The following is a 25,948-nucleotide window of genomic DNA, read 5'->3' as shown; positions in this document are numbered from 1 at the left end:
GCCAGGGCTTTCATAGAGCCTGCGCGTGGCGTGTTTGCGCGATGTCGATTTCAGCGTTGCCCGTCATCGATGCTGTCCTGCCACCAGCTTCCGGCCCAGCGGCCGGCGCTGAGCCAGTAGAAGATGCCGCCGACCATTCCAGCGCCGACGATGCCGAGGATGATCCGCGTGTCGGTAGCCGCGAAGTCCGGATCGCCGGACTGCCAGGCAACACCGAGCACTATGCCGGCGACCACGCCGCCGCCCAGCGCGTAGAACAGCCAGTCGCGCCGGGCCAGCAGCTCCGTCGCCAGGATCAACAGCGCCGAGGGCGCAAATGCGAAGTAGCCGACGAAGACAGCGAGAAGCGGGACAGTAACGACGAGTGGCCCGTTCGCCAGCCAGCGGGTTTCCTCGGCGCTGAAGCCGATCGCACCCAGGAACAGCACATTGATGAAGGCGCTTGCCGCCAATACGGCGACCGCATAACCGAACAGGATGACAAGGCAGCGGATGAAATAGGCCGCGAAACGGTTCATGCCGTCGTCCTGCCCCAATTGCCAATCCGGCGGATGCAAACAAAATGGAAAACGAAACCGCCGGCGAGGCCGCCGATGACGCAAGGGATCAACAGGCCCGGTGGCATGATGAGCAGCCGGGTCCCGGTGAAGAAATTGAGCACAAGGATGGAGAAGGCGCCGTTCAGCCCCCCTGCCAGCGTGTAGCTCAACGGCTTGACCCACCGAAGGATTGCCGCGACGGACAGGGCAATCAGGAAGCCGGGCAATGCCGACTGCACGGTTATGATCATGCCGATCAGCAAGGTGTCCGGAAGCTGGCGCAGGTTCTTCAGCAGGCTGGACATATCGGCGCCTTCCGCGGCGAAACCGGCTACGAAGAGCGCGGCCACCGTGACGGCCGTCGCACCGATGACTGCGGCCAGGTAGCCGAGAAAGGCGAGGCCGAAGCGACCGAGCCAGAGGACCAGAGCGGAACTCTGGCCGCTCACGCCTCGCCGTGTCCCGCGATCATCATCGCTTCGAGCGCCAGGCGCTCGGATTTCTTCAACCGCTCCGATTCCGACTTCAGCTGGCCACAGGCCGCGAGAATATCACGGCCGCGCGGCGTGCGGATCGGCGAGGCGTAGCCGGCATTGTTGATGAAGTCGGCGAACTTCTCGATCGTCTCCCAGTCCGAGCACTGGTAGTTGGTGCCTGGCCAGGGATTGAACGGGATCAGGTTGATCTTGGCCGGGATGCCTTTCAGCAACTGCACCAGCGCCTTGGCATCTTCCAGGCTGTCGTTCACATCCTTCAGCATCACATATTCAAAGGTGATGCGGCGTGCGTTGGAAAGACCGGGATATTTGCGGCAGGCGTCGATCAGATCCTTCAGCGGATACTTCTTGTTGATGGGCACCAGAAGATCACGCAGGTCGTCATTCGACGCATGCAGCGAGATCGCCAGCATCACGCCGATCTCCTCGCCGGTCCGGAAGATTTCAGGCACGACCCCCGAGGTGGAAAGCGTGATGCGACGCTTGGACAAGGCCAGCCCGTCGCCATCGGAAGCGATCAGCAGCGCCTGCTTGACCGCCTCGAAATTGTAGAGCGGCTCACCCATGCCCATCATGACGATGTTGGAGACCTTGCGGCCGTCGGCCGGCACGATCGCGCCAGCTGGCGTGTCGCGGTCGGGGAAATCGCCCAGCCGATCACGCGCGGTCAGCAACTGCGCCAGGATTTCTTCCGCCGTCAGGTTCCGCACCAGCTTCTGCGTGCCGGTGTGGCAGAACGAACAGGTCAGCGTGCAGCCGACCTGGGAGGAAATGCACAGCGTGCCGCGCCCCTCCTCCGGGATATAGACCGTCTCGATCTCCACCGGCCTGCCGGCTCCACGTGCGGGGAAACGGAACAGCCATTTGCGTGTCCCGTCCGCGGAGATCTGTTCCTCGACGATTTCGGGACGGGCAATCGCAAAATGCTGGTGGAGTGCGGTGCGCAGGTCCTTCGAGATGTTGAACATCTGCGAGAATTCGGAAACGCCGCGCACATAGAGCCAGTGCCAGAGCTGCTGCACGCGCATCCTGGCCTGCCTTTCCGGTACGATGCCGGCAGCAACGAGCGCCTCGGCCATCTCGGCGCGGCTGAGACCGACAAGCGAGGCCTTTTGCGGCGCGGCTGCGCGTGACGCAAGCGCGGCGCGGGTGTTGCTGTCGGTGATGTCGAGCGAAAAGGTCATGGCAGATCTGGCTTGAACAGAGACAATCCTGGCTAGATAGGGTTCAGCCGGCACATATCACAGCTGTGGCGTGACGTCACGATGGCCGGCTTAATGCGTGGATTGGGCGAGAGCAAACCGGTATTCCTGCTCCAGCTTGCCGGTGCGCGGATGCGGCACCGCCTCGCCATGCGGTCGCCAGCCCCAGCGTTCATAGAATTGCACCGCGCGCTCGTTGTCGACGTAGACCGAGAGCTTCGCTGCCGAGAAACCGCGCTCGAGCATGGCGTCCTGCGTAGTCACCAGTGCCACCGCGCCATAGGCCCTGCCCCAGGACGGCGGCTCGACGCCGAGATAGTGCAATTCAGCCATATCTTCATCTCCAGGAACGGGCGCGACCGCTGTGAACGCGATCGGTCGCCCATCATCCTCATCCTCGAAAACCATCAGCAGGAAAGAACGCGGCGAGATTTCGAGCACGCGCTCGATGATGGGCCGCGACAGTTCGAGCGGCGCCACATCCTTGTCATTGTCGCGCCAACTGGTCGCCTCGGCCCATATCTGCGCCGCCGCATCGAGATGTTCGCCAGATTCATCGACAACGACGCGCATCATTGGCAAGACCCTCCCGTTCCTGAAACAAGAAGGGCCGGGGATTACCCGGCCCTGCATCGAGATGTTGGGATCTCAAGCCCTATTTGCAACTGGCGATCGACTGCAGCGCCGCCGAAATTCCCTTCAAGGAGAAAACGTAGGAAGTCGGATTGCCGCGCCCGGACTTGGCGGTGACCTTCATATCCTTGCCGGTCTTCATGGCGGCGATCAGCACCGGCTCTTCGGCGGCATTTTCGACCCAGGCCGACTTGCCCCGGGTGAACATCGAAAACGACTTGTTGTCGATGGTGACGGTGGCTTTCGAATTCTGCTGGAAATTGTAACCCGCAATGAACTGCGGCTCGTATGAAACCTGCTGGCCCGGGCGCTGGCTGACGAAAAAGAACATGTCGCCATGGTCCAGCGTCGGCGGTTGCTTGTCGGTCGGGACGGTCAACACGTAGCACACCTTGCCGGTCTGCGCCTTGTAGCTGTAGGTGCCCCAGGCGTTGTGCTGGCCAATCTTGGTCGCCTGCTGCGCCAGCGCCGGCGAGGCAACGGCCAGCAAGACCAGACTGGTGGCTGTGAGGATCAATCCGCGCATCTTATTCCCTGTATTCCATACGGTGCGGCGCCAGGCGGACCCCCGCCCGCCGGTTCGCTTCAGTTTGATTTAATCTGGGTTACCAAAGGGTGAACTTTCCATCGAAAAGAGCATGACCTTCGGGAACCGCCGCCAATTCCGCGCCGCAGCCAACCCTTCGGGCGACTACACGGTGTCCCGGCGCCGACTTGGAGAGCAGGAAAACGGCAAGAATTTGACTGGATTAGCCCGACAGGGACCGCGTCGGCCACGCAATGCGGTGACGCCGCGTCAGTCCCGTTCGGCAATCGCCTTTTGCGCCGCGAGTTTGTGAGCGGGCGTAATATGGGCGCGTACGGCGGTAATCACCGCGGTCAGGACGGCAACGTCGTCAGTGAAGCCGATGCCCGCGACGATATCGGGAACGGCGTCAACCGGCAGCACGAAATAGGCCAGCGCGCCGAGCAGGATTGCCTTGACCTTGAGTGGCGTTTCCTTGTCCAGGGCGCAATAGTAAGCCGCAACGACGTCTTCCATGAATGGAACCTGTCGTGCCGCTTTCTTGGCGGTGCGCCAGAACTTCGCGCGCACGTTGTCCTCGCCGATGACCTTGCCGTCGGGCCCGAAGAACTCGTAGTTACTGCCTTGCACCATTGGTGGTTTCCCTCGTGAAGCGGCAGACGCTGCCTGGCTCCGCCACGAAATGTGGTGACCGCCGTCATCCATCGCAAGATGCAATCGGCTCAGCCGGCGCGACTGACCCGGTTGGCTCCGCCACCCAATCGGCTCAGTTGCTCGCGAAGCGGTCCATCTTCTTGGCCAGTTCGAAATCGAGCGCCGTCAGCCCGCCGACATCGTGGGTGTTCAACGTGACATCCACGGTCTTGTAGACATTCGACCAGTCTGGATGGTGATCCAGTTTTTCTGCTGCCAGCGCCGAGCGGGTCATGAAAGCGAAGGCTTCCGAAAAATTCCTGAACTCGAACCTGCGACGGATCGACTTCCCGTCGTCGGCAAGGGTCCAGTTCTCGAGCCCGGCCAGAAGCGCCGCAACGGCCTGTCTGTCCAATTTTTCTCTCGCCATGGCTTGCTTCCGTGCTATCGCGGTTGGGACTGGAAGAGGATAACGTAGCGTCGGATGCGCGTGGAACCCCAAAAATCGATCCTTTTCGTCTGCCTCGGTAACATTTGCCGCTCACCGCTCGCCGAAGGCGTCTTCAGGGATGTCCTGGCCTCACGCGGATTGGAGCATCGCTTTGTGCTGGATTCGGCAGGTACGGGCGGTTGGCACGCCGGCTCGGCGCCCGACCCGCGTTCGGTCGAAATCGCGGCACGTCATGGCATCGATATTTCCAGCCAGCAGGCACGCAAGGTCGCTCTCGACGATTTCTCGCGCTTCGATCTGATCCTCGGCATGGACCGGTCAAACGTCGCCGATCTCAAGGCGGCCGCGCCGCACGAGGCACGCGAACGCATCCATCTGTTCCTTGAATTCGCCGGAGATCGTGGCCGCGAAGTGCCCGACCCCTATTATGGCGGAGCGGAAGGCTTTGCCTCGGTCTATCGCATGATCCGCGACGCGTCCGAGGCCATCGCCACCCGGTTGGACGGGCGCGTGGCGGCGTCCGAAAGCGGCCACGCTTCCTCGACGACGTAGGGCCCGCCGCCGACGGAATCGCGCGACGACATCAGCACGAAGCGACCGACCCTGAACGGCATGGCCGCGAAATTGCCGCGTGCAGAGAGATATCCGGCGACCTCCAGCGGGCTGGAATTGCGCAGCCTCGCCAGTGTCACATGTGGCGTGAACTTGCGTGGATCGGTCGGAACGCCAAGGCGCTTGCAGACACGGTCGATGTCGGCCTGCAGCATGTTGAGGTCGGGTGATGGAATGACGCCGGCCCACACCGCATGCGGCTTTTTCTGGCCGAAGGCGCCGACACCACAGAGGGTCAGCGAGAACGACGGGCGGTCGATGCGGTCCAGCGCATTGGCGACTTCATCGGCGACATGACCTTCGACATCGCCGATGAAGCGCAACGTCAGATGGTAGTTTTCGACATCGATCCATCGGGCGCCGGGCAGGCCGCCCCTGAGCAGGGAGAGCGAAAGCGCCGCATCACGCGGAATTTCGAGGGCCGTGAAAAGACGTGGCATCGTAAGCCTCCTGTCCTCGAATCGAACTCTCGAATGACAGCGAATCACTGAAAAGCGGCGGGAGCAAGGGGTTATTTTCCGGACACCCTGACGCAGGCCGGCAGTCGCGCAGCCGGCTCATGACTTGACCGGAAGCGCCTTGATCACTTTTTCGACATCCGGAAGAATCCGCTCGACGATCACGTCGATGCCCTTTGCATTGGGATGCATCTTGTCCTCCAGCTGCAAGGCAGGGTTGCCGGCAACCCCGTCCAGGAAGAACGGATAGAACGGCACCTCGTATTTTTTGGCCAGCCGTGGATAGAGCGTGCCGAACGCCTCGCCATAGGCGTGGCCGAGATTGGGAGCGGCCACCATGCCGGCGAGCAGAACGGGAATTTTGCGCTCCTTCAGCCGTGCCAGCATTTTGTCCAGATTGTCCTCGACCATCTGCGGATCGATGCCGCGCAGCATGTCGTTGGCGCCGAGTTCGAGGATGACAAGGCTCGTGCCATCAGGAACCGACCAGTCGAGCCGGGCCAGTCCCCCGCTCGAGGTATCGCCCGACACGCCGGCGTTGGCGACGGCAACGTCATATCCCTTGGCGCGCAGGGCCACCTGCAGCCGATCGGTGAAGCCCTCGCCGGGAGCCAGGCCAAAGCCCGCGGTGAGGCTGTCGCCAAACCCGACGATCTGGACTTGTTCGGCGCGAACGGGTGAAGTCAGCCCGAACGCAAGGAAAAGCGCGACAAAAGCAGCCAGATGTTTGAAAGCCATGCGGCAGAACCCATATCACCGGGGCAATCCCGCCCACGTTTCCTCCATATAGGACAGTTTTGCTTTGACTGAAGCCGCTATTCAGCTGAAGGACGTTTCGTTGACCCTGGGCGAGGGTGCTTCCTCGGTGAACGTGCTCAAGGGCATCAGCCTCGATGTCGCGGCGGGCGAAACCACCGGCATCGTCGGGCCATCCGGCTCCGGCAAATCCACGCTGCTGATGGTTCTGGCCGGGCTGGAACGTGTTGACGCAGGCGTCGTGCGCATTGCCGGCGAAGTGCTGAATGGAAAGAGTGAAGACCAGATCGCGGCATTTCGAGGCCGCAATGTCGGGATCGTCTTCCAGTCCTTCCATCTCATCCCCAACATGACCGCGCTTGAAAATGTTGCCGTCCCACTCGAACTCGCGGGTGCGGCTGATCCATTCGGTGTTGCTGCGCGGGAACTGGCGGCTGTCGGCCTCGCCGACCGTGTCACCCATTACCCGGGCGAGCTTTCGGGGGGCGAACAGCAACGCGTCGCGATCGCGCGGGCGCTCGCTCCCTCGCCCCGCATCCTGATCTGCGATGAACCCACCGGCAATCTCGACCAGGCAACCGGCAAGCAGGTGGCCGACCTGCTCTTCGCCAAGGCGGCCGAGCGCGCCATGACACTTGTCCTGGTAACTCATGACCCGTCCCTGGCAGCGCGTTGCTCCCGGCAGGTAGCAATGCGTTCCGGGCGCATCGAGATCGATGCCGTTCCAGCCAAGATCGTGGCCTGAGAGCTGACGGATGCCCGGCAACGCAGCGACCAGCACAGTTTCACCAGCCAGGACACTGGCCTTGGCCATCCGGTTTTCGCTGCGCGAGATGCGTGGCGGCCTGTCCGGCTTTCTCATTTTCCTCGCCTGCATCGCACTCGGTGTGGCGGCTATCGGCGGTGTCAATTCGGTGGCGCGTTCCATTTCGGATGGCGTCGCCACCCAGGGCCAGACGTTGCTCGGGGGTGACATCCGTTTTCAATTGAACCAGCGCGAGGCAAGCCCTGCGGAACGGGCTTTTCTCGATGGACTGGGCACCGTCTCGGAAAGCTCCAGCATGCGCTCGATGGCGCGCCTGCCGGATGGCTCCGATCAGGCGCTGGTCGAGGCAAAGGCGGTTGATGACGCCTATCCGCTCTATGGTGCACTGCAGACCGAACCGCCCCTTGCGCGTGACGCGCTGCTTGCGGAGGCCGGCGGCGTTTTCGGCGCGGCGGCACCTGAGCTGTTGTTCGAACGGCTTCGTCTGAAGCCCGGCGACCACGTCAGACTTGGCAACGCCACGTTCGAATTGCGCGCCAGGCTGATCGGCGAACCGGACGCCGTCTCCGATGGCTTCGGTTTTGCGCCGCGCCTGCTGATCTCCCGTGAGGGTCTCCAGGCCTCAGGTCTGGTTCAGCCGGGCAGCCTGGTTGAAACCGCCTACAAGGTGCGCCTGTCCGGGAATGCCAGCGAAGCCGACATCGAAACCGTTCGCCGCCAGGCGACCGAGAGGTTCCCGGAAGCGGGCTGGTCCATCCGCAGCCGTACCAATGCGGCACCTGCCCTGTCATCCAACATCGAGCGCTTCTCGCAGTTCCTGACCCTGGTTGGCCTGACGGCGCTTGTGGTCGGCGGGGTTGGCGTCGCCAACGCCGTGCGCGCCTATCTGGACGGCAAGCGCGCCGTGATCGCCACCTTCAAGAGCCTCGGCGCGTCCGGCGGCTTCGTCTTCTTCGTCTACCTGGTTCAGATCCTGATGATTTCGGGGCTTGGCATTGTAGTGGGACTGCTGCTCGGTGCAGCGATGCCCTTTGCCGCGAGCGCGGCGCTGCAGTCCGTCATCCCAGTGCCTGCGGAAGGCGGCTTTTACCCCGGTTCGCTCGCGCTTGCGGCGCTGTTCGGTCTGATGGTGACGCTTGTTTTCGCACTGCTGCCGCTCGGTCGTGCCCGTGACGTGCCTGCCACTGCCCTGTTTCGCGAAATGGGTTTCGAAAGCCGCGGCCTGCCCAGGCTGCCCTATCTCGTGATAGCGCTCGCCATTGCGGTCGCTTTGGCAGCGCTGGCGATCTTCATGGCCAATGATCGCCGTATCGCCTCGATCTTCGTCGGCGCAACGGTATTTTCGTTCCTCGTGCTGCGGGTCGTGAGCGCGCTCGTCCAATTCATCGCCAGGAAGAGCCCGCGCGTGCGCTCGACGGCACTGCGGCTCGCCGTCGGCAACATCCATCGGCCGGGTGCGTTGACGCCGTCGGTCGTTCTGTCACTGGGACTGGGACTGACCCTCCTGGTGACGCTGGCGCTGATCGACGGCAACCTGCGGCGCCAGATCGGCGGCAGCCTGCCCGAACGCGCGCCCAATTTCTTCTTCGTCGATATCCAGGCAGCCGATGTCGATGCTTTCGCCTCCCTGGTCGGCAAGGAGGCTCCTTCCGGTACGCTGGCCAAGGTGCCGATGTTGCGAGGGCGGCTCATGGCCTTGAATGGGGTCCCCGTCGACAAGGTCAAGGTGCCGCCTGAAGCGGCCTGGGTTCTGAGGGGCGATCGCGGCGTCACCTATGCTCCCGCCAAGCCCGAAAACGCCACGCTGATCGAGGGCAGCTGGTGGCCGGCCGATTATCAGGGCGAGCCGCTGGTTTCCTTTTCAGCCGACGAAGCAAAAGCACTCGGGCTGAAGCTCGGCGATACGGTGACGGTCAATGTGCTCGGCCGCAACATCACGGCCAGGATCGCCAGTTTCCGCCGTGTGCAATGGGAAAGCATGGGCATCAATTTTGTCATGGTGTTCTCGCCCAACACCTTCGCCGGCGCACCGCATTCCTGGCTGGCCACGCTGTCGGACAAATCGGCGACCGTTGCCGACGACGCCCGTCTGCTCAACGCCATTACCCGCGCCTATCCGACGGTGACCACCGTCCGGGTCAAGGACGCGCTCGACGTCGTCAACCAGCTGGTCGGCCAGATCGGTACCGCGATCCGCGCCGCGGCCGGCGTGGCGCTCATCGCCTCCGTGCTGGTGCTGGCCGGAGCGCTGGCTGCCGGCAACCGGGCTCGCGTGCATGATGCAGTGGTGTTGAAGACATTGGGTGCCACACGACGCACGCTGATCGCCGCCTTTTCGCTCGAGTACATGCTGATCGGGCTCGCCACCGCCATTTTCGCGCTTTTTGCCGGCGGCATCGCCGCCTGGTTCGTGATCTCGAATGTCATGACGCTGCCCTGGACTTTCCTGCCCGAAGTGGCAGTCGGCACGATCGTGCTCTCGCTGGTCGTGACCGTCGGCATCGGCCTCGTCGGTACCTGGCGAATCCTCGGACAGAAGGCCGCTCCGGTGTTGCGCAGCCTTTAAGGTTGGGCTGCCAGCCAGGCGGTTTTGATTAATTTTCGGTAAGAAATGGCCTGTTTTGGTCAAAAACGGCCGCGTCCCGGCCGGTCACGAAGCGTTGCAGGCCGTTACGGTCTTGTTCTTACCGGCAATAACCCTCATATTTCTGGCAGGCATGCTGGAGCCCCGCCAGCGGCGCCTGGGTTTCGTTCGAGGAACCCGACACCCGACGGGGCAGAGCAACAGAGGAATCCATGTCTGACTTCCGCAACTATCAAACGCGTAGCGTGCCGGCTGGAACCCGTGCCGACGCCGGCATCGACGAAGGCCTGCGCGCTTATATGCTCAAGGTTTACAACCTTATGGGCCTTGGCCTGCTGATCACCGGTCTTGCCGCCGTTGGCACCGTGATGCTGGCCACCACGAGCGACCCTGCCTCGGCCGTCGCAACGCTGCCGAGCGGTGACATGCTGACTTCGTTCGGTTACGCCATCTTTGCTTCGCCGCTGCGCTGGGTCGTCATCCTCGCCCCGCTTGCCGCGGTGTTTTTCCTGTCGTTCCGCGTGCAGTCGATGAGCGTTTCGGCCGCGCAGACCACGTTCTGGATCTATGCCGGTCTGGTCGGCCTGTCGCTGTCTTCGATCTTCCTCGTCTACACGACGGCGTCGATCGCGCAGACCTTCTTTGCCACGGCCGCCGCCTTCGGCGCGCTGTCGCTCTACGGCTACACCACCAAGCGTGACCTGACCGCGATGGGCTCGTTCCTGATCATGGGCGTGTTCGGTCTGATCATCGCCTCGGTGATCAACATCTTCCTGCAGTCGTCGGCGCTGTCTTTCGCCGTCTCGGCGATCGGCGTGCTGGTGTTTGCTGGCCTCACCGCCTACGACACCCAGAAGATCAAGGAGATGTACTACGAGAACGACGACACGCTCGTCGCTGGCCGCAAGGCCATCATGGGCGCGTTGCAGCTCTATCTCGACTTCATCAACATGTTCATGTTCCTGCTGCAGTTCATGGGTGACCGTCGCTAAGACGTTGCCTGGACCAGCGAAATCGAAGGGGCGGCCCAACGGCCGCCCCTTTTCTTTTGCGCACGGGTTTGCTGTTATTGAAGGCAGATATTACGAGTGCATAAGAAATGAGCAACTTGACGATCCGCGATGCGAACCAGCCGACCTCGACCGGATAACCGAAATCTATGCGGATGCCGTCGACAATGGCACGGCATCTTACGAACTTGCCGCTCCCAGCCGGGAAGAGATGGGCGTGCGTTACGAATCATTGCGGGCGGGCGGCTTCCCCTATCTGGTCGCCACTAATTCGGAAGGAGCCATTCTCGGTTACGCCTATGCGGGTGCGTTCCGGCCGCGCCAGGCCTATCGCTTCATCGTCGAGGATTCCGTCTATGTCGCGCCCGAAGCAAAAGGGCGAGGCGTCGGACGACGCCTGATGGAACAGCTGATCGAGGCGGCGCGGGCTCTGGGCTTCCGGCAGATTGTCGCCGTGATCGGTGACGGCCACCCCGAGAGCGCTTCGGTGAAGCTGCACGAGAGGCTCGGCTTCAGTCACTCCGGACGCCTGGTCGGCTCGGGCTACAAGCACGAGCGCTGGCTGGATACGGTGTTCATGCAGCTCGAACTGAACGGCGGCGCCACACTCCCGCCAGACCCGGCCTCGCTACCGGAGCGGAAATTCCGGCAAGGCTAAACTCTGTCAACCGCTTGATAAATCGGGGTTTCAAGCCTTTACCAGCTTGAGCTTGGCGTCGAAGATGCCAAGCACACGGGCAAGTTCATGACCACGTTTAAGGATGCGGCCGCCTGCAGCAATAACAGCAAAGGCGCCCTGGCGCCGCGCCAGATTGGGGTCCTTGACGATCTGGAACAAGGGCACCTCCGATGCGCGACGATAGACGGAGAATACGGCCCGGTCGGCAAGGTGGTCGATGGCATAGTCACGCCATTCATTGGCTGCAACCATGCGTCCATACAGGCGAAGAATGAGATCAAGCTCCCGTCGCTCGAAGGCGACCGGCAAATCGAGGCGCTCGCGTCGTGCCTCGTGCAGCGGGATCAGTATTGCGGATGCTTCCCCATCCTCCGTCCCGCCACCACGGTCCATCATGCCTTTGTCCTCAGGCTGAATCGTTTGCTGGCAACAGGGTCGCGCTTTCGCATCGCAATTGCAAGGGCGCACACGAATCTGTTGGTGACGTCAGCAGCCGTCACCAATGGCGCGCACGTCTACTCACATTTGCGAACGATGTGTTGGAATTGGTGATTCCTTGCCACATTGTCGCCGTTTTTTATCCGCGTTGTCGCCCCAATGTCCGACGAACTTGCGGGTGTTGCCTGAGACGGTTCGGTCCGGCACTGGCTCGTAAACCCCAAGCCCCCCGCCCACGGGTCTGAGTCGGATCGAACCAACCTCGGCTTTCAACCAGGAAAGCCGCGGCGACAATCTGGATGTTTTCCAACCGGCGTCGGGCCAGAACTGACGTCGGTTTTTATATTTTAGCACCCATTTCGACCAGATCAGCCAACTGACACCGGCCATCGCCTGGAGCGAGCGAGCGTTGCGTCTTGACTTGCAACCTCTTTCTACTCTATTTCGTATTTATGCGAAATAACGAAACAGAGTACGTTAAGCACCGACTGGCGGTTTTGAAGGCACTTGCAAGCCCGGTGCGGCTGGCCGCGCTGGCCTACCTCAAGGACCCTGTTGCGAACTTCCCGCCACAGGAGGATGGCGATCTCGTGCTCGATGGTGTCTGCGCGGACTTCCTGCGCGACAAACTCGGCATCGCCGCGGCAACGGCCTCACGCCATCTGACGCTTTTGACAGACAGCGGCCTGCTGACCGCCACGCGCAAGAAAGGCTGGACTTTCTATCGGCGCAACGAGGAGGAGATCGCTCGCTTCACGAACGATCTCGCCGGCAACCTCTAAGGTGTTCCCGTCAGCGCGGAAACACTCCAGTTCCTTGTATCTGCGCGAGCCCGGACGCAAACCACTACCCACTTTTGCTGGAATTGTTTCAAACGAGGTCATCCCGTGCTGTCCTATCTGCATGTCGACGTGTTCGCGCCCCATGCCTACGCCGGCAACAGCCTGCCGGTCTTTCTCGACGGTGCCGGCCTGAACGCCGACCAGATGCAGGCGATCACCCGCGAACTCCGGCATTTCGAAGCCATCTTCCTGGAAGCCGAGGCGGACGCCGGGACATATCGGGCGCGCGTCTTCGATCTGGTCGAGGAACTGCCCTTCGCCGGCCATCCCATCATCGGCGCCGCGGCTGCCCTGCACGAAACAGCGGAGCGTAAGGAAGACCAGCAATGGACTTTCAACCTCGCCGACAGGAGCGTCACAGTCGTCACGCAGCGAACCGGCTCGGGCTATTTCGGTATGCTCGATCAAGGTCCGGCCCAGGTCTTCGGCGAAATGGCGGCGTCCGACGAGATCGCCGCCGCCTTTGGCCTGAACTTTGCCGATCTCGATCCAACACTGCCCCTGGCCATCATCAGCACCGGGCTGCGCTATCTGATCGTGCCCGTGCGTCCACAAGTGCTGGCGCGAGCCAGGATCAGGGCCGACATCAGCGGGCTCCTGGCCGCCATGGGCGCTCAATTCGCAGTGCTCTTCGACCGGGCGGCCTGCGAAATACGCCATTGGAACAATGACGGCATCCTCGAGGACATCGCCACGGGCAGTGCTGCCGGAACCATTGGCGCCTATTGCCTTCGTTATTGCGGCGCCCGATCGGGAGAGGCCTTCACGTTGAATCAGGGACGTTTTGCCGGACGGCCGAGCGAACTCATCGTCGCACCGCATGGAACGCCGGACAACATCAACTCGGTGAAGGTGGGGGGTGAGGTGGCAATCGTCGGTCACGGTGCGATCGTCGCGCCGCCACACGCGTGACGCGACTGCCACTGCCCAAAAAGTCAGTCCCTAGCCGATCTGGCTACGATCAGACGGATGGCCTGCGGATGAAGGATGCGCCGATGATCGGGCCGAGTTCACCGTCGCGGCCAACCGACTGCAGCAGCACGGCGGAACCGGCCGCCTTGGCGATCTCGCTCGCCGGCAGATCATATCGCTGTGCCTTGCCGTACCACATGCCGGCGGTCTGGACATTGGAAACGGCATTCCAATAGGTCATCTTGCGGCCGTTGTTTTCGCCGTTGCCAACATTCACCACCTGCGGTGGATTGAAATAGACGATGACGACATGGGCCTTTACCGGAATGCCGGCGGCGTCGCTCGGGGCATTGCCGGCCTCAATCGAAATCCCGTCACCGGTGTTGGTGACCGTGATGTCGACGCGCATGCCTTCACCGGTCTTGTTCAACCGTGTCAGTGCACCGCTGATGGCCTCGCGGCTGGCGCCATTGACGTCGGCACGGCCATTGATGACGGCTTGCGGCGTATAGACGGAGCGACCTTTGAAGGAGCGCATGTAGCCATATTGACGCTCCGTGTTCTCCTTGCGCGCGAGCGAATCCTGCCAACCGAGATAGTCCCAGTAATCGACATGATAGGCGAGCGCGATCACATCGCCCTTGGCGGCGATCTCCGCCAGATAACGATCGGCAGGCGGGCACGATTTGTTGCCCTGGCTGGTGAACAGCTCGACGACCCCGAGAGGCCGCACCGGTTCCTTCGCCTGGGCCGCGGTTGCGAGCATCGACACCGCCAGCCCGGCAACGGCCAGCAGCAATGGTTTCCGAGAGGACATATTCCTGGTCCCGCCGGCATGGCCGGCATGTTCGTGTTTTCTGAATTACTGCCAGAAGCGACGCTCAACCGGAAGTCACGTTGCGGTGAAATTCTTTCGTTCACAAAACAACTGTTTCCATAAAACAAGGCCGCCGGAACTTTCGTTCCGGCGGCCTTTTGTTGGATATGCTTGTCGCTCAGGCTGCGAGGTCGCGCAGCACATACTGCAGGATGCCGCCGTTCTTGAAGTAGTCGAGCTCATCGAGCGTATCGATGCGGCACAGGATCGGGACGTTCTTGATGGTGCCGTCGGCGAAAGTGACCTTGGCAACCATCTTCTGACGCGGCTTGATGGTCTCAAGTCCGTCGATCTCGACCAGTTCGTCACCCTTCAGGTTGAGCGAAGCCCACGACGTGCCCTCTTCGAAGGTGAACGGGATGACGCCCATGCCGACCAGGTTCGAGCGGTGGATACGCTCGAAGGACTGGGCGATCACGGCACGCACGCCAAGCAGGTTGGTGCCCTTGGCCGCCCAGTCGCGCGAGGAGCCGTTGCCGTATTCCACGCCGGCAAAGATCACCAGCGGCACGCCTTCCTTGCGGTATTCCATGGCGGCGTCGTAGATCGACATCTCCTCCTTGGACGGATAGTGGATCGTATAGCCGCCCTCGCGCCCGTTCTCGCCCAGCATGTGGTTGCGGATGCGGATGTTGGCGAAGGTACCACGCATCATCACTTCGTGGTTGCCACGGCGCGTGCCGTACTGGTTGAAGTCGGCAACGCCGACACCATTGTCGGTGAGGTACTTGCCGGCCGGCGAGGCCGCCTTGATCGAACCCGCCGGCGAGATGTGGTCGGTGGTGATCTTGTCGCCGAACAGACCCAGCACCCGCGCGCGCCTGATGTCGCTGATTTGGCCGGGCTTGGAGCCCATACCGGCGAAATAGGGCGGGTTCTGCACATAGGTCGACTTGTCGTCCCAGGCATAGGTCTGGCCGCTTGGTGCCTGCACCTTCTGCCAGTTTTCGTCGCCCTTGAAGACGTCGGCATATTTGCGGGCGAACAGTTCGCGCGTGACGTTCTTCTCGATGAACTCCTGGATTTCGGCCGAGGTCGGCCAGATGTCCTTGAGATAGACCGACTTGCCATTGCTGTCTTCGCCGATCGGCTCCTTGGTGAGGTCCTTGGTGACGGTGCCGGCGAGCGCGTGGGCAACCACCAGCGGCGGCGAGGCGAGATAGTTCGCCTGCACGTCGGGCGACACGCGGCCTTCGAAGTTGCGGTTGCCGGACAAGACCGCGGCAGCAATCAAACCTTTATCGTTGATGGTCTTGGAGATCGGACCCGGCAACGGGCCGGAGTTGCCGATGCAGGTGGTGCAGCCGAAGCCGACAAGGTTGAAGCCGATCTGGTCCAGTTCCTTCTGCAGGCCGGACTTTTCCAGATATTCGGCGACGACCTGCGAGCCAGGCGCCAGCGACGTCTTCACCCAGGGCTTCTGCTTGAGGCCGAGGCGATTGGCGTTGCGAGCCAGCAGGCCGGCGCCGATCAGCACCGAAGGATTGGACGTGTTGGTGCACGACGTGATGGCGGCAATGACGACATCGCCATGGCCGAGGTCATGATCGGTGCCTTCGACCGCGTAACGCTTGTGCATTTCGGCGGCCTTCTTGTACTCGGTCTCCATCGCCTTGGCGAAACCGGCAGGGATGTCTTCCAGCGCGACGCGGCCTTCCGGACGCTTCGGGCCGGCCATCGACGGCACCACGGAGCCGAGGTCGAGCTCGAGCGTGTCGGTGAAGACCGGGTCGGCTGAACCATCGTGCCGCCACATGCCCTGCGCCTTGGAATAGGCTTCGACCAGCGCGATGCGGTCTTCAGAGCGGCCGGACATGGTCAGGTACCGGATGGTCTCGCCGTCAACCGGGAAGAAACCACAGGTCGCGCCATATTCGGGCGCCATGTTGCCGATGGTGGCGCGATCAGCCAGCGTCATGTTGGACAGGCCGGGGCCGAAGAATTCGACGAACTTGCCGACGACGCCCTTCTTGCGCAGCATCTGGGTGACGGTGAGCACGAGATCGGTGGCGGTCACGCCTTCCTTCAGCTTGCCGGTGAGCTTGAAGCCGATGACCTCGGGCAGAAGCATGGAGACCGGCTGGCCGAGCATGGCCGCCTCGGCCTCGATGCCGCCGACGCCCCAGCCCAGCACACCGAGACCATTGATCATGGTGGTGTGCGAGTCGGTGCCGACGCAGGTGTCCGGATAGGCGACGGTCTCGCCATCCTCATTGTTGGTCCAGACCACCTGGCCGAGATATTCGAGATTGACCTGATGGCAGATGCCGGTGCCGGGCGGCACGACGCGGAAATTGCGGAATGCCTGCTGGCCCCACTTCAGGAACTTGTAGCGCTCTTCGTTGCGCTGATATTCCAGCTCGACATTGCGATGGAAAGCCATCGGGGTACCGAACTCATCGACGATGACCGAGTGATCGATGACCAGGTCGACCGGCACGAGCGGATTGATCTTCTCAGGATCGCCACCGAGGGCGGCAATGCCATCGCGCATGGCCGCCAGATCGACCACGGCCGGAACGCCGGTGAAGTCCTGCATCAGCACGCGGGCGGGACGGTAGGCGATCTCGACGCCGGCGCTGCCCTTGTCGGCCAGCCAGGCCGCGACGGCCTGGATCGCTTCCTTGGTGACGGAGCGGCCGTCTTCATTGCGAAGCAGGTTCTCCAGCAGGACCTTCATCGAATAGGGGAGCTTCGACACCCCGGCCAGGCCGTTCTTTTCGGCCTCGGTGAGGTCGAAATACACATATTCTCCGCCACCTGCGGTCAGGGTCCGGCGGCAATTGAAACTATCGATTGATTTGGACACGAGCGATCCATCCTTGTCTGTTCAGCCTGAAAGGGAACGGACTCCGATGGGCATGCTCATCACGCGCAAAGGTGCGGGTACGGCCATTTCCGCTGTCCGCTCCCAAGCAACCCGAGCCGTTCAAGGCGGCGCGTGCGCTGGTTCGGCGCAAATTCATTTTGCCTTCCCCGACCGCTGGGGTTGGTAAGGGTGCATATAGAGAAAATCCTGGAATAGTTCTAGACGTGGAATCGGCATTTTTGCTGCGACGCAATGCACTGCCGTTCAGACTTTCGGCGAAGGGTAAATGATGCGGCTGATTGCCGAAAATCTGAGCGGAGAGCGCGGCGGAGAGCCGGTTTTCGAAGATATCGGTTTTTCGGTCGCAGATGGCGAAAGCCTCGTGATCACTGGCCCCAACGGCTCCGGCAAGTCGACACTGCTGCGCGTCGTCGCCGGCTTCCTGCCAGTCGCTGGCGGCACTGTGCGAATCGCCGAAGCTGGCGAGGCTTTCCCGAGCGTTGCTTCCGCCTGTCACTATCTCGGCCATCAGAATGCGATGAAGACAGCGCTGACCGTGACGGAGAACCTCGGCTTCTGGCGGCACTTCTGTGGCGACGGCCAGCTCGACATCGCCGAGGCGCTCGATGCGGTCGGGCTGGATGGCATCGGCCATCTGCCTTTCGGCTACCTGTCGACCGGACAGCGCCGCCGTGCCGCCATCGCCAAGCTGCTGGTCTCGCATCGTCCGGCCTGGCTGCTCGACGAACCGACAGCAGGCCTCGATAGGGCATCGGAACAGCGTTTCACCGGCCTGATCAACACCCACTGTGCCGCTGGTGGCATCGTCATCGCGGCGACCCACCTGCCCCTGGGTCTGGAAGCGGCAAGAACGCTGGAGATGGGAGGGCAATCCTGATGCTCGCCCTCTATGTCAGGGATCTCAGGTTGGGTTTCCGCGCTGGCGGCGGAGCGCTGACCGGCGTCATCTTCTTCCTTGCAGTGATCGCCACCATTCCTTTCGGTGTCGGCCCGGATCTCAACCTGCTTGCCCGCATCGGCCCAGCGATCCTCTGGATCGGCGCGCTGCTTGCTTCCCTGCTCGGCCTCGACCGGCTGTTCCAGGCTGAGCGCGAAGATGGTTCTCTCGACCTGCTCGTGCTCAACCGGGATCGCCACATGCTGGCCCTTACCGTCTTCGTCAAATGCCTGTCCCATTGGACAGTCAGCGTGTTGCCGCTGGTCGTCGCCTCGCCCTTGCTCGGCCTGTTCATGAACATGACCCCGACCGGCATCGGCGCCACCGCACTGACCCTGCTGGTCGGCACCCCCGCCATCACCTTCATCGGCGCGGCGGGCGCAGCGGTGGCAGTGGCACTGCCGCGCGGCGGCCTGCTGATTTCGGTGCTGGTTCTGCCCATCACCATCCCGGTGCTGATCTTCGGCGTCTCGGCCAGCTACGGCGCCGTCAACGATCCTGATCCTTTTTTGCCGCCTTTCCTCATTCTTGCCGCGCTGACGTTGTTTCTGGCAGTCATCGGACCGCTGGCCGCCGCCCTGGCGCTGCGTCATAGCGGTGACTGATCGCACTTAGGGTGCGGCGTGGCGCCGGATTGCGTCCCGAAAAGGCGAGGACTAAGGGTAGGCATGATCGCAAAAGGCCGGGAAAACAGTCTGCCTGTCGATTGCGCGCGAGGCCACGCATGAGTGCACACGCCCTTTATGTAACCGCCGCCTACGGCATCACGGCCATTGCCCTGGCCGGGCTGATCGGCTGGATCCTGCTCGACCAGCGGGCCCGCAATCGGGAACTCGCAGAACTGGAAGCCGCCGGCGTTCGCCGGCGCTCCGACAAGGCCGGCAGAACATGAAAGCGGTGTTCTAAGTGAGCGAACAGACAGAGGCGCCCGGGCGGCGTCGTTTCAAGCCGATCCTGCTGCTGCCGCTGGCAATCTTCCTTGTCCTTGCTGGCCTGTTCCTGTCGCAGCTGCTGTCGGGACGGGACATCTCCGCCATCCCCTCGGCCCTGATCGGCCAGGACGCGCCGGAGACCAACCTGCCACCCCTGGAAGGAAGCAGCCTGCCGGGCCTGGATTCCTCCGAGTTCGAAGGACAGGTCACCCTGCTCAACGTGTTCGCTTCGTGGTGCGTGCCCTGTCGCGAAGAGCACCCGGTGTTGATGGGGCTTGCCCAGGACAAGCGTTTCGTGATGGCGGCGCTGAACTACAAGGACAAGCCGGAGAATGCGCGCCGCTTCTTTGGCGAACTCGGCAATCCGTTCAGCGTCATCGGCGTCGACGCAAACGGGCGCGCCGCGATCAACTGGGGTGTCTATGGCGTGCCAGAAACCTTCCTGATCGACAAGGATGGCAAGGTTGCCTTCAAATATGTCGGACCACTGACCCCGCAGACCGCCAAGGCGCTGCTCCTGCCCGAAATCGAAAAGGCATTGGCGGCCGACTGAAGCGCCACGCCCTGCTCGACGCAAAGGATGCTTTACGCCCGAGCCTGCACCGTCCATCGACTTGACCTATGGTAAGCCGACTTGGCCGCGCGGCTGATAGGCAAGCAAGTTGCTTTTCGATTACCTTTCCCGCAATGGCTGCAAGGGAGGGCGCCACAACGGCGCGCGCAGCCTAAAAGGGAGAGGACTTCCATGCAGGACAGCTCCGCGCTGACAATCTTTCTGCCGCTTGCGCTCGGCGTCATCATGCTGGGCCTCGGCCTGTCGTTGACGCTCCAGGATTTCCGCGACGTTCTCCAGAAACCGAAGGCCGTGATCGTGGCACTGATCTGCCAGACGCTGATCCTGCCGCTCGCCTGCCTTGCGCTCATCTATCTGTTCGAACTCGAGCCGGCACTGGCTGTCGGCATGATGTTGCTGGCGGCCAGCCCCGGCGGCACGTCGGCCAATCTCTACAGCCATCTCGCCGGTGGCGACGTGGCGCTCAACATCACGCTGACCGCGATCAACTCGGCCCTGTCGATCGCCACGCTGCCGCTGATCGTCAACTGGTCGCTCGCGCATTTCATGACAGGCGACCAGGCGATTCCACTGCAGTTCGCGAAGGTCGTGCAGGTGTTCGTCATCGTGCTTGGGCCGGTGCTGATCGGCATGTGGCTGCGCAGCCGCTTCCCGGCCTTCGCCGCGCGCATGGCGCAGCCCGTGAAGATCCTGTCGATGCTGTTCCTGTTCGCGGTGGTCGTGGTCGCACTGGTCCAGGAATGGGAAACCGCCATGACCTGGGGCCCGGTGGTCGGCCTTGCTGCGCTCGCCTTCAATCTCGTCAGCCTGGCTGTCGGCTACTGTGTCCCGCGTGCCGCGGGCATCGACAAACGGCAGGCGACCGCCATAGGCATGGAAATCGGCATTCACAATGGCACGCTGGCGATCGCCATCGCGCTGAGCCCGCTTCTGCTCAACAATGCAACGATGGCAGTGCCGGCAGCGATCTACGGGGTGATTGCCTTCATCACCGCGGCGATCTTCGGCTATTGGCTGAAGCGGGCGCAGGCCAACCCGGCTACAGCACGACACCTGTCCTGAAAAGCAAAGAACCCGAAAGCCGGCCGGCTTTCGGGTTCCAAACATTCCGCTGCTGGTCGGTCGAGCTTTCTCGACCGGACCTGTAACAAACCGGGCTTAGCCGTAGATCTGCTTGCGGACGTTGTAGAGCATCTCGGCGCGGTTGCCGTTGAAGTCGGCGAGGTCGCGGTCGGTCAGGCTCTGGATCTCGTTGACGAGCTGGTTGTAGCGCTTGCGCTTGTTCATGCTGTCACGAGCACGGGACACGAGGTCGAGGATCATGGCGAAATTCCTTCGCTTGAGGCCGCATTGGCGCGGCGGTTAGTCCTCCCTTTTCAATTCCACCATGACATAGTTCGTGTGCATTGCAAAACAAGATGCTGCAATGCAGCAATGCACCCCGTGCATGGCCGGTTAATGCCGAATTAATCGATTGAAGGGCTACTTTTCGGCTTTTTCCTCAACCGAATGCCGCATGATCAACGGCATCTGGCTGAAGGTGAACACCAGCGTGATCGGCATGATGCCCCACACCTTGAAGTACAGCCAGGTGTTCTCGGAAAAGTTGCGCCACACCACTTCGTTGACCACGGCCAGGAAGAAGAAGAACAGCCCCCAACGGAAGGTGAGCTTGCGCCAGCCCTCGGCATCGAGCTTGAAAGCCGTGTCGAACACATAGGCGAGCAGCGATTTGCCGAACAGCAACCCACCCAGCAGAACCGCGCCGAACAGCGAGTTGATGATGGTCGGTTTCATGAAGGCAAAGGTCTTGTCCTGCAGCCAGATCGCCAGCGCGCCGAACACAAAAACCACCACCGCGGATACCAGCGGCATGATCGGCAGGCTGCGTGTCAAAAGCCAGGAGACGCTCAGTGATAGCGCCGTCGCCGCCATGAAAAAGGCCGTGGCGATCAGGATCGGTTCGCCAAGTTCCGCAAGCACCGGGAACTTCTGCGCCAGCCACTCGCCGCGCAGGGTCACGAAGAAGAAGACGAGGCCAGGACCGAGCTCCAGCAGGAACTTCAGGCCGGGATTCAACGCCTTCTTGCGTGGATCGGAGGGTTCTTGTTCAAGAATGGGTTCGTTCATCATCTATCCAACGCCGGCAATCGCCTTGGCGAAATCGCTGGCGGAAAAGGGTTCGAGGTCGTCGACCTGTTCGCCGACACCGATAAAATACACCGGCAGCTTATGTTTGGCGGCGATGGCGACCAGAATACCGCCGCGCGCCGTGCCGTCCAGCTTGGTCATCACCAGCCCGTTGACCCCCGCGATGTTGCGGAAGATCTCGACCTGGTTGAGCGCATTCTGGCCTGTGGTAGCATCCACCGTCTGCAGCACCGTGTGCGGCGCTTCGGGATCGAGCTTGCCCAGAACGCGCACGATCTTTTCCAGTTCCGCCATCAGCTCGGCCTTGTTCTGCAGGCGGCCGGCGGTATCGATGATCAGAACGTCGGAGCCGGCCTCCTTGGCCTTTTCAAAGGCATCATAGGCGAGGCCGGCGGCGTCGGCGCCGAGCTTGGTGGCGATGACCGGCGACCTAGTGCGTTCACCCCAGATCTTGAGCTGTTCGATGGCGGCAGCACGGAACGTATCGCCGGCGGCGAGCATAACCGAAAGCCCGCCGTCAGTGAGCTTTGCGGCAAGCTTGCCGATGGTTGTGGTCTTGCCGGTGCCGTTCACGCCAACGACGAGAATGACATGCGGCTTGTGCGACAGGTCGAGCTCCAGCGGCTTCGCCACCGGGCCCAGCACCTTCTCCACCTCGGCGGCCATAACCGCGCGCACTTCCGTGTCGGAAACGTCCTTGCCGTAGCGGCTGGAAGCCAGGGAATCGGTGACGCGCAATGCCGTCTCGACGCCGAGATCGGCGCGGATCAGCACGTCTTCCAGGTCCTGCAGTGTCTCTTCGTCGAGCTTGCGCTTGGTGAAGACGCCTGCAATGTTCCCGCTCAGTTCGCGCGACGAGCGGGCCAGCCCCTCGCGCATGCGCTGGAACCACGAGCGCTTGGCCACCGGTTCCGGAGCCTTCTCAGCCTCGGCCTTCTGCTCGACCTTCTTGCTGACGGTAACCTTGCCGGCAGTTGAGCGGGCAGCGACCGGTTCAGCAACAGGCGCTGGCGGTTCGACCGCTTCAGTCTTGGGCGCTTCCACGGGCGTTGGCGCCGGTGCCTCGGCTGTCGGCTCGGCCTCAACCGTTTCGGCCGCGGCTTGGGGTTGCGACTCGGGCACTGCCTCGACGACGATCTCGGGTTCGATCGCCTGCGCCGACTCTTCCTCTGCTGTCGGCTCTTCCTGTGCTGATTGTGTCTCGGGCTGCTGCAGCTCAGCTGACGCAACCTCTGGCTCGCCTTCCGGCGCAGCGGAGACCGGCTCGGCTGCATCCGTTTCCGGCTTTGCCCCGACCTCGGCGACGGGCTCAGGCTCTATCGATTCGGCAACAACCGGCTCAGGCTCTGCGACCTCCGCCTGCTCGACTTCGATTGGCTCGGCCCCAACCTCGTCAGGCTGTTCCGACACCGGCTCGCGAACTTCCGGTTCGGGCTCGGGCTCCGGCGTAGCTTCCACCGGTGTTGCGTTTTCGACCGGCTCTGGAGCGGTTTCGACAACCGCAGGTTCTTCGATCCGAACGGCCGGCTCTTCCAGCTCGACGGGCGCTTGCAGTTCGGCGATAGCCTCTATCGGTTGTTCAACCGGCGCTTCGACAGACGCCTCCGGCTCGACTTTTTCGGGCTCTTGCGCGACCGGCTCCGGGATCGGGGCGACGTCGGCCTGCTCTTCGCGCTTCAGGAAATCGGGAACGACCTGCTCGGCGGCAGGTTTGAGTGCTTCCAGCGCATCGAAATTGAGCGGCGGCAGCGGGGCGGTCTCGTCGACCTTTTCCTCCACCACTTCCTTCTTGCCGAAGGAAAAGACTTTCTTGATGAACCCAAATGCCATGCGTTCCGCTCGTTTCAGGCTGCGCGCGCGGCCAGCGGCGCGGCTTCGAGCCGGGCGCCGTCATGGCCGGTCACCACCGCCTCGATGATTTCGCCGGGCTGACCGGCCGCAATTGCCACCAGCGTGAAGCCCTCGGTGCGGCCAAGACCCTCGCGTTCGATGAGGATCGACTGCGTCGTACCGCCAAGGGATGCGAGGTGCCTGGCGTAGGCTGCATCGCCTGCCGCACGCAAACGGGCTGCGCGGCTCTTGACCACATCACGCCGCACCTGCGGCATGCGCGCAGCCGGCGTGCCTTCACGCGGGCTGAACGGAAACACATGGAGATGGGTGAGGCCACATTCCTCTACGATTGCGACCGAGTTGTCGAACATGGCGTCCGTTTCGGTCGGGAAGCCGGCGATGATGTCGGCGCCGAAGACGATACCGGGCCGCAGCTTCCGCACATCCTCGCAGAATCGGATGGACTGGTCGCGCAGATGCCGCCGCTTCATGCGCTTGAGGATCATGTCGTCGCCCGACTGCAGCGACAGATGCAGATGCGGCATCAGCCGGTTCTCGGTGGCGATCGCTTCGAGCAGATCGTCATCGGCCTCGATCGAATCGATCGACGACAGGCGCAGCCGCTTCACCTCCGGCACCTGGCGCAGGATGGTCTTCACCAGCCTGCCCAGCCGCGGCGCACCCGGCAGATCGGCGCCATAACTGGTCATGTCGACACCGGAAAGCACGATCTCGGCATAACCATTGCCCGCCAGCCGCTTGATCTGCTCGACCACGGCACCCATCGGCACCGAGCGCGAATTACCGCGACCATAAGGAATGATGCAGAAGGTGCAGCGGTGGTCACAGCCATTCTGCACCTGCACGAAGGCACGCGCCCGGCCCTCGATGGCATCGACCATGTGCGATGCCGTCTCCTTCACCGACATGATGTCGTTGACGCGGGCCTTTTCGAAATCATTGACCCCGAAGTCGGGTAGCGCGCGATAATTATGCGCCTTGAGCTTTTCCTCATTGCCCAGCACGAGGTCGACCTCGCCCATGGCCGAGAAATCCTGCGGCTTGGTCTGGGCGGCGCAGCCGGTGACGATGATGCGGGCTTCCGGGTTCTCGCGTCGCGCCTTGCGGATCGACTGCTTGGCCTGGCGCACCGCTTCGCCGGTTACAGCGCAGGTGTTGAAGATGATGGCGCCGCCCTTCAGAGCGCCGAGGCCGGCGCTCTCTGCCTCCCGGCGCATCACTTCGGACTCATAGGTGTTGAGCCGGCAACCGAAGGTGACGACCTCGATTCCCTTGGCAGGCGCTTGAGACATCAGGCGGCGCTCTCGGTATCGCGTGTCCAGGCGCCGTTGGCCGGGTCGAAGGTACCGGAAAACTCCCATGCGGCCGGCCCGGTCAGGACCACATTGTCGTCGCCACGCCATTCGACATGCAGCTGGCCGCCCGGCGCGGTGAGGTTGACGCTGCGACCCGTGCGCTTGGTACGCGCGCCGGCCACCGCAGCGGCGCAGGCGGCGGAGCCGCAGGCCTTGGTAAGACCAGCGCCGCGTTCCCAGGTGCGGATGACCATGCTGTCGGGCGAGGTCACCTGGGCAATGCTGATATTGGCCCGCTCCGGGAACATCGGATGGTTTTCCAGCATCGGGCCAAAACGTTCGAGCTCATAGCTCCAGACGTCGTTGTCGACCCAGAAGATCGCATGCGGGTTGCCCATGGAGACGGCGGACGGCGAATGCAGTACCGGCGCATCGATCGGCCCGATCTGCAATTCGATCATGCGGGTATCGCGAAATTCCTCGGCCAGCGGAATCTCCTGCCAGCCGAAACTCGGCTTGCCCATGTCCACCGAAATCAACCCATCGGCGTGCTGCTTGGCGTTGAGGATACCGGCGACGGTCTCGAAGGTGAACATCGTCTGGCCGGTTTCGGCGGCCAGTGCCTGCACTACGCAGCGCATGCCGTTGCCGCAGGCCTGTGCCGACGACCCGTCTGAATTCAGGATCTCGACGAAATAGGCGGTTCCGGGCGTCTTCGCGTCGTAGATCGCCATGATCTGGTCGAAGCGCGTCGCGGGATCGGCATTGAGCGCGATCGCCGCCGCCGCGGTGACCTTGTCGGCACGACCACGCATATCGGCAACGATGATCTCGTTGCCGATGCCATTCATTTTGGCGAAGGGAGCCGCGCCAGCCATAATGGTCCCGAAATTCCACGTCTGTTTGGCGCTATATGGCGGAAACGGCCGGAAATTACCAGTCCGGCCGAGAAGCCGGGCA

The 25,948-nt window shown here is 62.5% G+C and carries 28 protein-coding genes and 1 pseudogene; 12 read left to right on the top strand and 17 right to left on the bottom strand.

Features of this window, described 5'->3' with window-relative positions; translation table 11 throughout:
* Positions 1–50 precede the first annotated feature (50 nt).
* From C1M53_RS12120 to C1M53_RS12090, 7 genes are all read right to left on the bottom strand, one after another.
* Positions 51–518: a hypothetical protein gene (locus tag C1M53_RS12120; RefSeq protein ID WP_129412472.1), complete on the bottom strand. Its 468-nt coding sequence runs from the start codon at positions 516–518 to the stop codon at positions 51–53.
* Positions 515–988, bottom strand: coding sequence for a hypothetical protein (locus C1M53_RS12115; RefSeq protein ID WP_129412471.1), 474 nt, complete (start codon positions 986–988; stop codon positions 515–517). Before C1M53_RS12115 ends, C1M53_RS12120 begins: the two co-directional genes overlap by 4 nt.
* Entirely contained in the window at positions 985–2,220 is a 1,236-nt protein-coding gene (gene rlmN / locus C1M53_RS12110) for a 23S rRNA (adenine(2503)-C(2))-methyltransferase RlmN (RefSeq protein WP_129412470.1), read from the bottom strand. Before rlmN ends, C1M53_RS12115 begins: the two co-directional genes overlap by 4 nt.
* 90 nt (positions 2,221–2,310) lie before the next feature.
* Positions 2,311–2,814 (bottom strand): GNAT family N-acetyltransferase, encoded by a 504-nt coding sequence (locus C1M53_RS12105; RefSeq protein ID WP_165358126.1) that lies wholly within the window; start codon positions 2,812–2,814, stop codon positions 2,311–2,313.
* 79 nt (positions 2,815–2,893) lie between these two features.
* Positions 2,894–3,397 carry an invasion associated locus B family protein gene (locus C1M53_RS12100; RefSeq protein ID WP_129412468.1) on the bottom strand — a complete coding sequence of 168 codons (504 nt, stop codon included), beginning with the start codon at positions 3,395–3,397 and terminating at the stop codon, positions 2,894–2,896.
* 270 nt (positions 3,398–3,667) lie between these two features.
* Positions 3,668–4,030, bottom strand: coding sequence for a YkvA family protein (locus tag C1M53_RS12095; protein ID WP_129412467.1), 363 nt, complete (start codon positions 4,028–4,030; stop codon positions 3,668–3,670).
* A gap of 133 nt (positions 4,031–4,163) precedes the next feature.
* Positions 4,164–4,460, bottom strand: coding sequence for a 4a-hydroxytetrahydrobiopterin dehydratase (locus tag C1M53_RS12090; protein ID WP_129412466.1), 297 nt, complete (start codon positions 4,458–4,460; stop codon positions 4,164–4,166).
* A 54-nt stretch (positions 4,461–4,514) separates the two neighbouring features.
* On the opposite strand from C1M53_RS12090, the gene C1M53_RS12085 reads away from it, so the two are divergent.
* A complete protein-coding gene (locus C1M53_RS12085) occupies positions 4,515–5,033 on the top strand; it encodes a low molecular weight protein-tyrosine-phosphatase (RefSeq protein WP_129412465.1) in 519 nt (172 codons plus the stop codon).
* Here C1M53_RS12085 and thpR read toward each other — a convergent pair.
* Together thpR and C1M53_RS12075 are read right to left on the bottom strand one after the other, a co-directional pair.
* On the bottom strand, positions 4,937–5,533 hold the full coding sequence (gene thpR, locus C1M53_RS12080; protein ID WP_129412464.1) for an RNA 2',3'-cyclic phosphodiesterase: 597 nt from the start codon (positions 5,531–5,533) through the stop codon (positions 4,937–4,939). The genes C1M53_RS12085 and thpR overlap by 97 nt on opposite strands.
* A 117-nt stretch (positions 5,534–5,650) precedes the next feature.
* Positions 5,651–6,289, bottom strand: coding sequence for an arylesterase (locus C1M53_RS12075; protein WP_129412463.1), 639 nt, complete (start codon positions 6,287–6,289; stop codon positions 5,651–5,653).
* 64 nt (positions 6,290–6,353) lie between these two features.
* Here C1M53_RS12075 and C1M53_RS12070 point away from each other — a divergent pair, with 64 nt between their 5' ends.
* From C1M53_RS12070 to C1M53_RS12055, 4 genes and pseudogenes are all read left to right on the top strand, one after another.
* Positions 6,354–7,052: an ABC transporter ATP-binding protein gene (locus C1M53_RS12070; protein ID WP_129412462.1), complete on the top strand. Its 699-nt coding sequence runs from the start codon at positions 6,354–6,356 to the stop codon at positions 7,050–7,052.
* Between the two features lie 10 nt (positions 7,053–7,062).
* Positions 7,063–9,639, top strand: coding sequence for an ABC transporter permease (locus C1M53_RS12065; RefSeq protein ID WP_129412461.1), 2,577 nt, complete (start codon positions 7,063–7,065; stop codon positions 9,637–9,639).
* A gap of 230 nt (positions 9,640–9,869) precedes the next feature.
* Positions 9,870–10,649 carry a Bax inhibitor-1/YccA family protein gene (locus tag C1M53_RS12060; RefSeq protein WP_129412460.1) on the top strand — a complete coding sequence of 260 codons (780 nt, stop codon included), beginning with the start codon at positions 9,870–9,872 and terminating at the stop codon, positions 10,647–10,649.
* 107 nt (positions 10,650–10,756) lie between these two features.
* Positions 10,757–11,325, top strand: a pseudogene (locus C1M53_RS12055) (N-acetyltransferase family protein).
* A gap of 30 nt (positions 11,326–11,355) precedes the next feature.
* On the opposite strand, the gene C1M53_RS12050 reads toward C1M53_RS12055, so the two are convergent.
* Entirely contained in the window at positions 11,356–11,742 is a 387-nt protein-coding gene (locus C1M53_RS12050) for a DUF2794 domain-containing protein (protein ID WP_129412459.1), read from the bottom strand.
* 458 nt (positions 11,743–12,200) lie between these two features.
* Here C1M53_RS12050 and C1M53_RS12045 point away from each other — a divergent pair, with 458 nt between their 5' ends.
* Complete coding sequence (locus tag C1M53_RS12045; RefSeq protein ID WP_245488529.1) at positions 12,201–12,566, top strand: helix-turn-helix transcriptional regulator; 366 nt, start codon at positions 12,201–12,203, stop codon at positions 12,564–12,566.
* 105 nt (positions 12,567–12,671) lie between these two features.
* Positions 12,672–13,538 carry a PhzF family phenazine biosynthesis protein gene (locus C1M53_RS12040; protein ID WP_207213100.1) on the top strand — a complete coding sequence of 289 codons (867 nt, stop codon included), beginning with the start codon at positions 12,672–12,674 and terminating at the stop codon, positions 13,536–13,538.
* A gap of 49 nt (positions 13,539–13,587) precedes the next feature.
* Here C1M53_RS12040 and C1M53_RS12035 read toward each other — a convergent pair whose 3' ends face one another.
* Positions 13,588–14,355 (bottom strand): thioredoxin family protein, encoded by a 768-nt coding sequence (locus tag C1M53_RS12035; protein WP_129412458.1) that lies wholly within the window; start codon positions 14,353–14,355, stop codon positions 13,588–13,590.
* A gap of 178 nt (positions 14,356–14,533) precedes the next feature.
* Entirely contained in the window at positions 14,534–17,224 is a 2,691-nt protein-coding gene (acnA, locus tag C1M53_RS12030; RefSeq protein ID WP_129412457.1) for an aconitate hydratase AcnA, read from the bottom strand.
* 289 nt (positions 17,225–17,513) lie between these two features.
* Between acnA and ccmA the strand changes: the two genes are divergently transcribed.
* The 5 genes from ccmA to C1M53_RS12005 all read left to right on the top strand — a co-directional run bounded on the left by ccmA (position 17,514) and on the right by C1M53_RS12005 (position 20,750).
* On the top strand, positions 17,514–18,122 hold the full coding sequence (ccmA, locus tag C1M53_RS12025; RefSeq protein WP_129416140.1) for a heme ABC exporter ATP-binding protein CcmA: 609 nt from the start codon (positions 17,514–17,516) through the stop codon (positions 18,120–18,122).
* Entirely contained in the window at positions 18,122–18,787 is a 666-nt protein-coding gene (ccmB, locus tag C1M53_RS12020) for a heme exporter protein CcmB (protein WP_129412456.1), read from the top strand. The genes ccmA and ccmB overlap by 1 nt, the downstream gene beginning before the upstream one ends.
* Positions 18,788–18,906: 119 nt before the next feature.
* Positions 18,907–19,074 (top strand): heme exporter protein CcmD, encoded by a 168-nt coding sequence (ccmD, locus tag C1M53_RS12015; RefSeq protein ID WP_129412455.1) that lies wholly within the window; start codon positions 18,907–18,909, stop codon positions 19,072–19,074.
* A gap of 14 nt (positions 19,075–19,088) precedes the next feature.
* A complete protein-coding gene (locus C1M53_RS12010; RefSeq protein ID WP_129412454.1) occupies positions 19,089–19,667 on the top strand; it encodes a DsbE family thiol:disulfide interchange protein in 579 nt (192 codons plus the stop codon).
* A 192-nt stretch (positions 19,668–19,859) separates the two neighbouring features.
* Positions 19,860–20,750, top strand: a complete 891-nt coding sequence (locus C1M53_RS12005) for a bile acid:sodium symporter family protein (protein WP_129412453.1) — start codon at positions 19,860–19,862, stop codon at positions 20,748–20,750.
* 96 nt (positions 20,751–20,846) lie between these two features.
* Here the strand turns inward: C1M53_RS12005 and C1M53_RS12000 are convergent, their stop codons facing one another.
* From C1M53_RS12000 to dapF, 5 genes are all read right to left on the bottom strand, one after another.
* Positions 20,847–21,011, bottom strand: coding sequence for a DUF1127 domain-containing protein (locus tag C1M53_RS12000; RefSeq protein ID WP_129412452.1), 165 nt, complete (start codon positions 21,009–21,011; stop codon positions 20,847–20,849).
* A gap of 159 nt (positions 21,012–21,170) precedes the next feature.
* Positions 21,171–21,818, bottom strand: coding sequence for a septation protein A (locus tag C1M53_RS11995; protein ID WP_129416139.1), 648 nt, complete (start codon positions 21,816–21,818; stop codon positions 21,171–21,173).
* 3 nt (positions 21,819–21,821) lie between these two features.
* Complete coding sequence (ftsY, locus tag C1M53_RS11990; RefSeq protein ID WP_207213099.1) at positions 21,822–23,669, bottom strand: signal recognition particle-docking protein FtsY; 1,848 nt, start codon at positions 23,667–23,669, stop codon at positions 21,822–21,824.
* A 14-nt stretch (positions 23,670–23,683) separates the two neighbouring features.
* The gene (gene mtaB, locus C1M53_RS11985) at positions 23,684–24,985 is read right to left on the bottom strand and encodes a tRNA (N(6)-L-threonylcarbamoyladenosine(37)-C(2))-methylthiotransferase MtaB (RefSeq protein WP_129412451.1); all 1,302 of its coding nucleotides are present in this window, start codon (positions 24,983–24,985) and stop codon (positions 23,684–23,686) included.
* On the bottom strand, positions 24,985–25,866 hold the full coding sequence (gene dapF / locus C1M53_RS11980) for a diaminopimelate epimerase (protein ID WP_129412450.1): 882 nt from the start codon (positions 25,864–25,866) through the stop codon (positions 24,985–24,987). Before dapF ends, mtaB begins: the two co-directional genes overlap by 1 nt.
* Between the last annotated feature and the right edge of the window lie 82 nt (positions 25,867–25,948).

Source organism: Mesorhizobium sp. Pch-S, assembly GCF_004136315.1.
Lineage (GTDB): Bacteria > Pseudomonadota > Alphaproteobacteria > Rhizobiales > Rhizobiaceae > Mesorhizobium.
The sequence above is the reverse complement of the archived record's forward strand: the minus strand, read 5'-3'. Positions and strand labels throughout refer to the sequence as shown.

Coding starts and splice junctions, on each gene's coding strand:
- C1M53_RS12120 (WP_129412472.1), bottom strand. CDS start 518: ATGAACCGTTTCGCGGCCTATTTCATCCGCTGCCTTGTCATCCTGTTC.
- rlmN (WP_129412470.1), bottom strand. CDS start 2,220: ATGACCTTTTCGCTCGACATCACCGACAGCAACACCCGCGCCGCGCTT.
- C1M53_RS12105 (WP_165358126.1), bottom strand. CDS start 2,814: ATGATGCGCGTCGTTGTCGATGAATCTGGCGAACATCTCGATGCGGCG.
- C1M53_RS12100 (WP_129412468.1), bottom strand. CDS start 3,397: ATGCGCGGATTGATCCTCACAGCCACCAGTCTGGTCTTGCTGGCCGTT.
- C1M53_RS12095 (WP_129412467.1), bottom strand. CDS start 4,030: ATGGTGCAAGGCAGTAACTACGAGTTCTTCGGGCCCGACGGCAAGGTC.
- C1M53_RS12090 (WP_129412466.1), bottom strand. CDS start 4,460: ATGGCGAGAGAAAAATTGGACAGACAGGCCGTTGCGGCGCTTCTGGCC.
- C1M53_RS12085 (WP_129412465.1), top strand. CDS start 4,515: ATGCGCGTGGAACCCCAAAAATCGATCCTTTTCGTCTGCCTCGGTAAC.
- thpR (WP_129412464.1), bottom strand. CDS start 5,533: ATGCCACGTCTTTTCACGGCCCTCGAAATTCCGCGTGATGCGGCGCTT.
- C1M53_RS12075 (WP_129412463.1), bottom strand. CDS start 6,289: ATGGCTTTCAAACATCTGGCTGCTTTTGTCGCGCTTTTCCTTGCGTTC.
- C1M53_RS12065 (WP_129412461.1), top strand. CDS start 7,063: ATGCCCGGCAACGCAGCGACCAGCACAGTTTCACCAGCCAGGACACTG.
- C1M53_RS12060 (WP_129412460.1), top strand. CDS start 9,870: ATGTCTGACTTCCGCAACTATCAAACGCGTAGCGTGCCGGCTGGAACC.
- C1M53_RS12050 (WP_129412459.1), bottom strand. CDS start 11,742: ATGATGGACCGTGGTGGCGGGACGGAGGATGGGGAAGCATCCGCAATA.
- C1M53_RS12035 (WP_129412458.1), bottom strand. CDS start 14,355: ATGTCCTCTCGGAAACCATTGCTGCTGGCCGTTGCCGGGCTGGCGGTG.
- ccmA (WP_129416140.1), top strand. CDS start 17,514: ATGCGGCTGATTGCCGAAAATCTGAGCGGAGAGCGCGGCGGAGAGCCG.
- ccmB (WP_129412456.1), top strand. CDS start 18,122: ATGCTCGCCCTCTATGTCAGGGATCTCAGGTTGGGTTTCCGCGCTGGC.
- ccmD (WP_129412455.1), top strand. CDS start 18,907: ATGAGTGCACACGCCCTTTATGTAACCGCCGCCTACGGCATCACGGCC.
- C1M53_RS12005 (WP_129412453.1), top strand. CDS start 19,860: ATGCAGGACAGCTCCGCGCTGACAATCTTTCTGCCGCTTGCGCTCGGC.
- C1M53_RS12000 (WP_129412452.1), bottom strand. CDS start 21,011: ATGATCCTCGACCTCGTGTCCCGTGCTCGTGACAGCATGAACAAGCGC.
- C1M53_RS11995 (WP_129416139.1), bottom strand. CDS start 21,818: ATGAACGAACCCATTCTTGAACAAGAACCCTCCGATCCACGCAAGAAG.
- ftsY (WP_207213099.1), bottom strand. CDS start 23,669: ATGGCATTTGGGTTCATCAAGAAAGTCTTTTCCTTCGGCAAGAAGGAA.
- mtaB (WP_129412451.1), bottom strand. CDS start 24,985: ATGTCTCAAGCGCCTGCCAAGGGAATCGAGGTCGTCACCTTCGGTTGC.
- dapF (WP_129412450.1), bottom strand. CDS start 25,866: ATGGCTGGCGCGGCTCCCTTCGCCAAAATGAATGGCATCGGCAACGAG.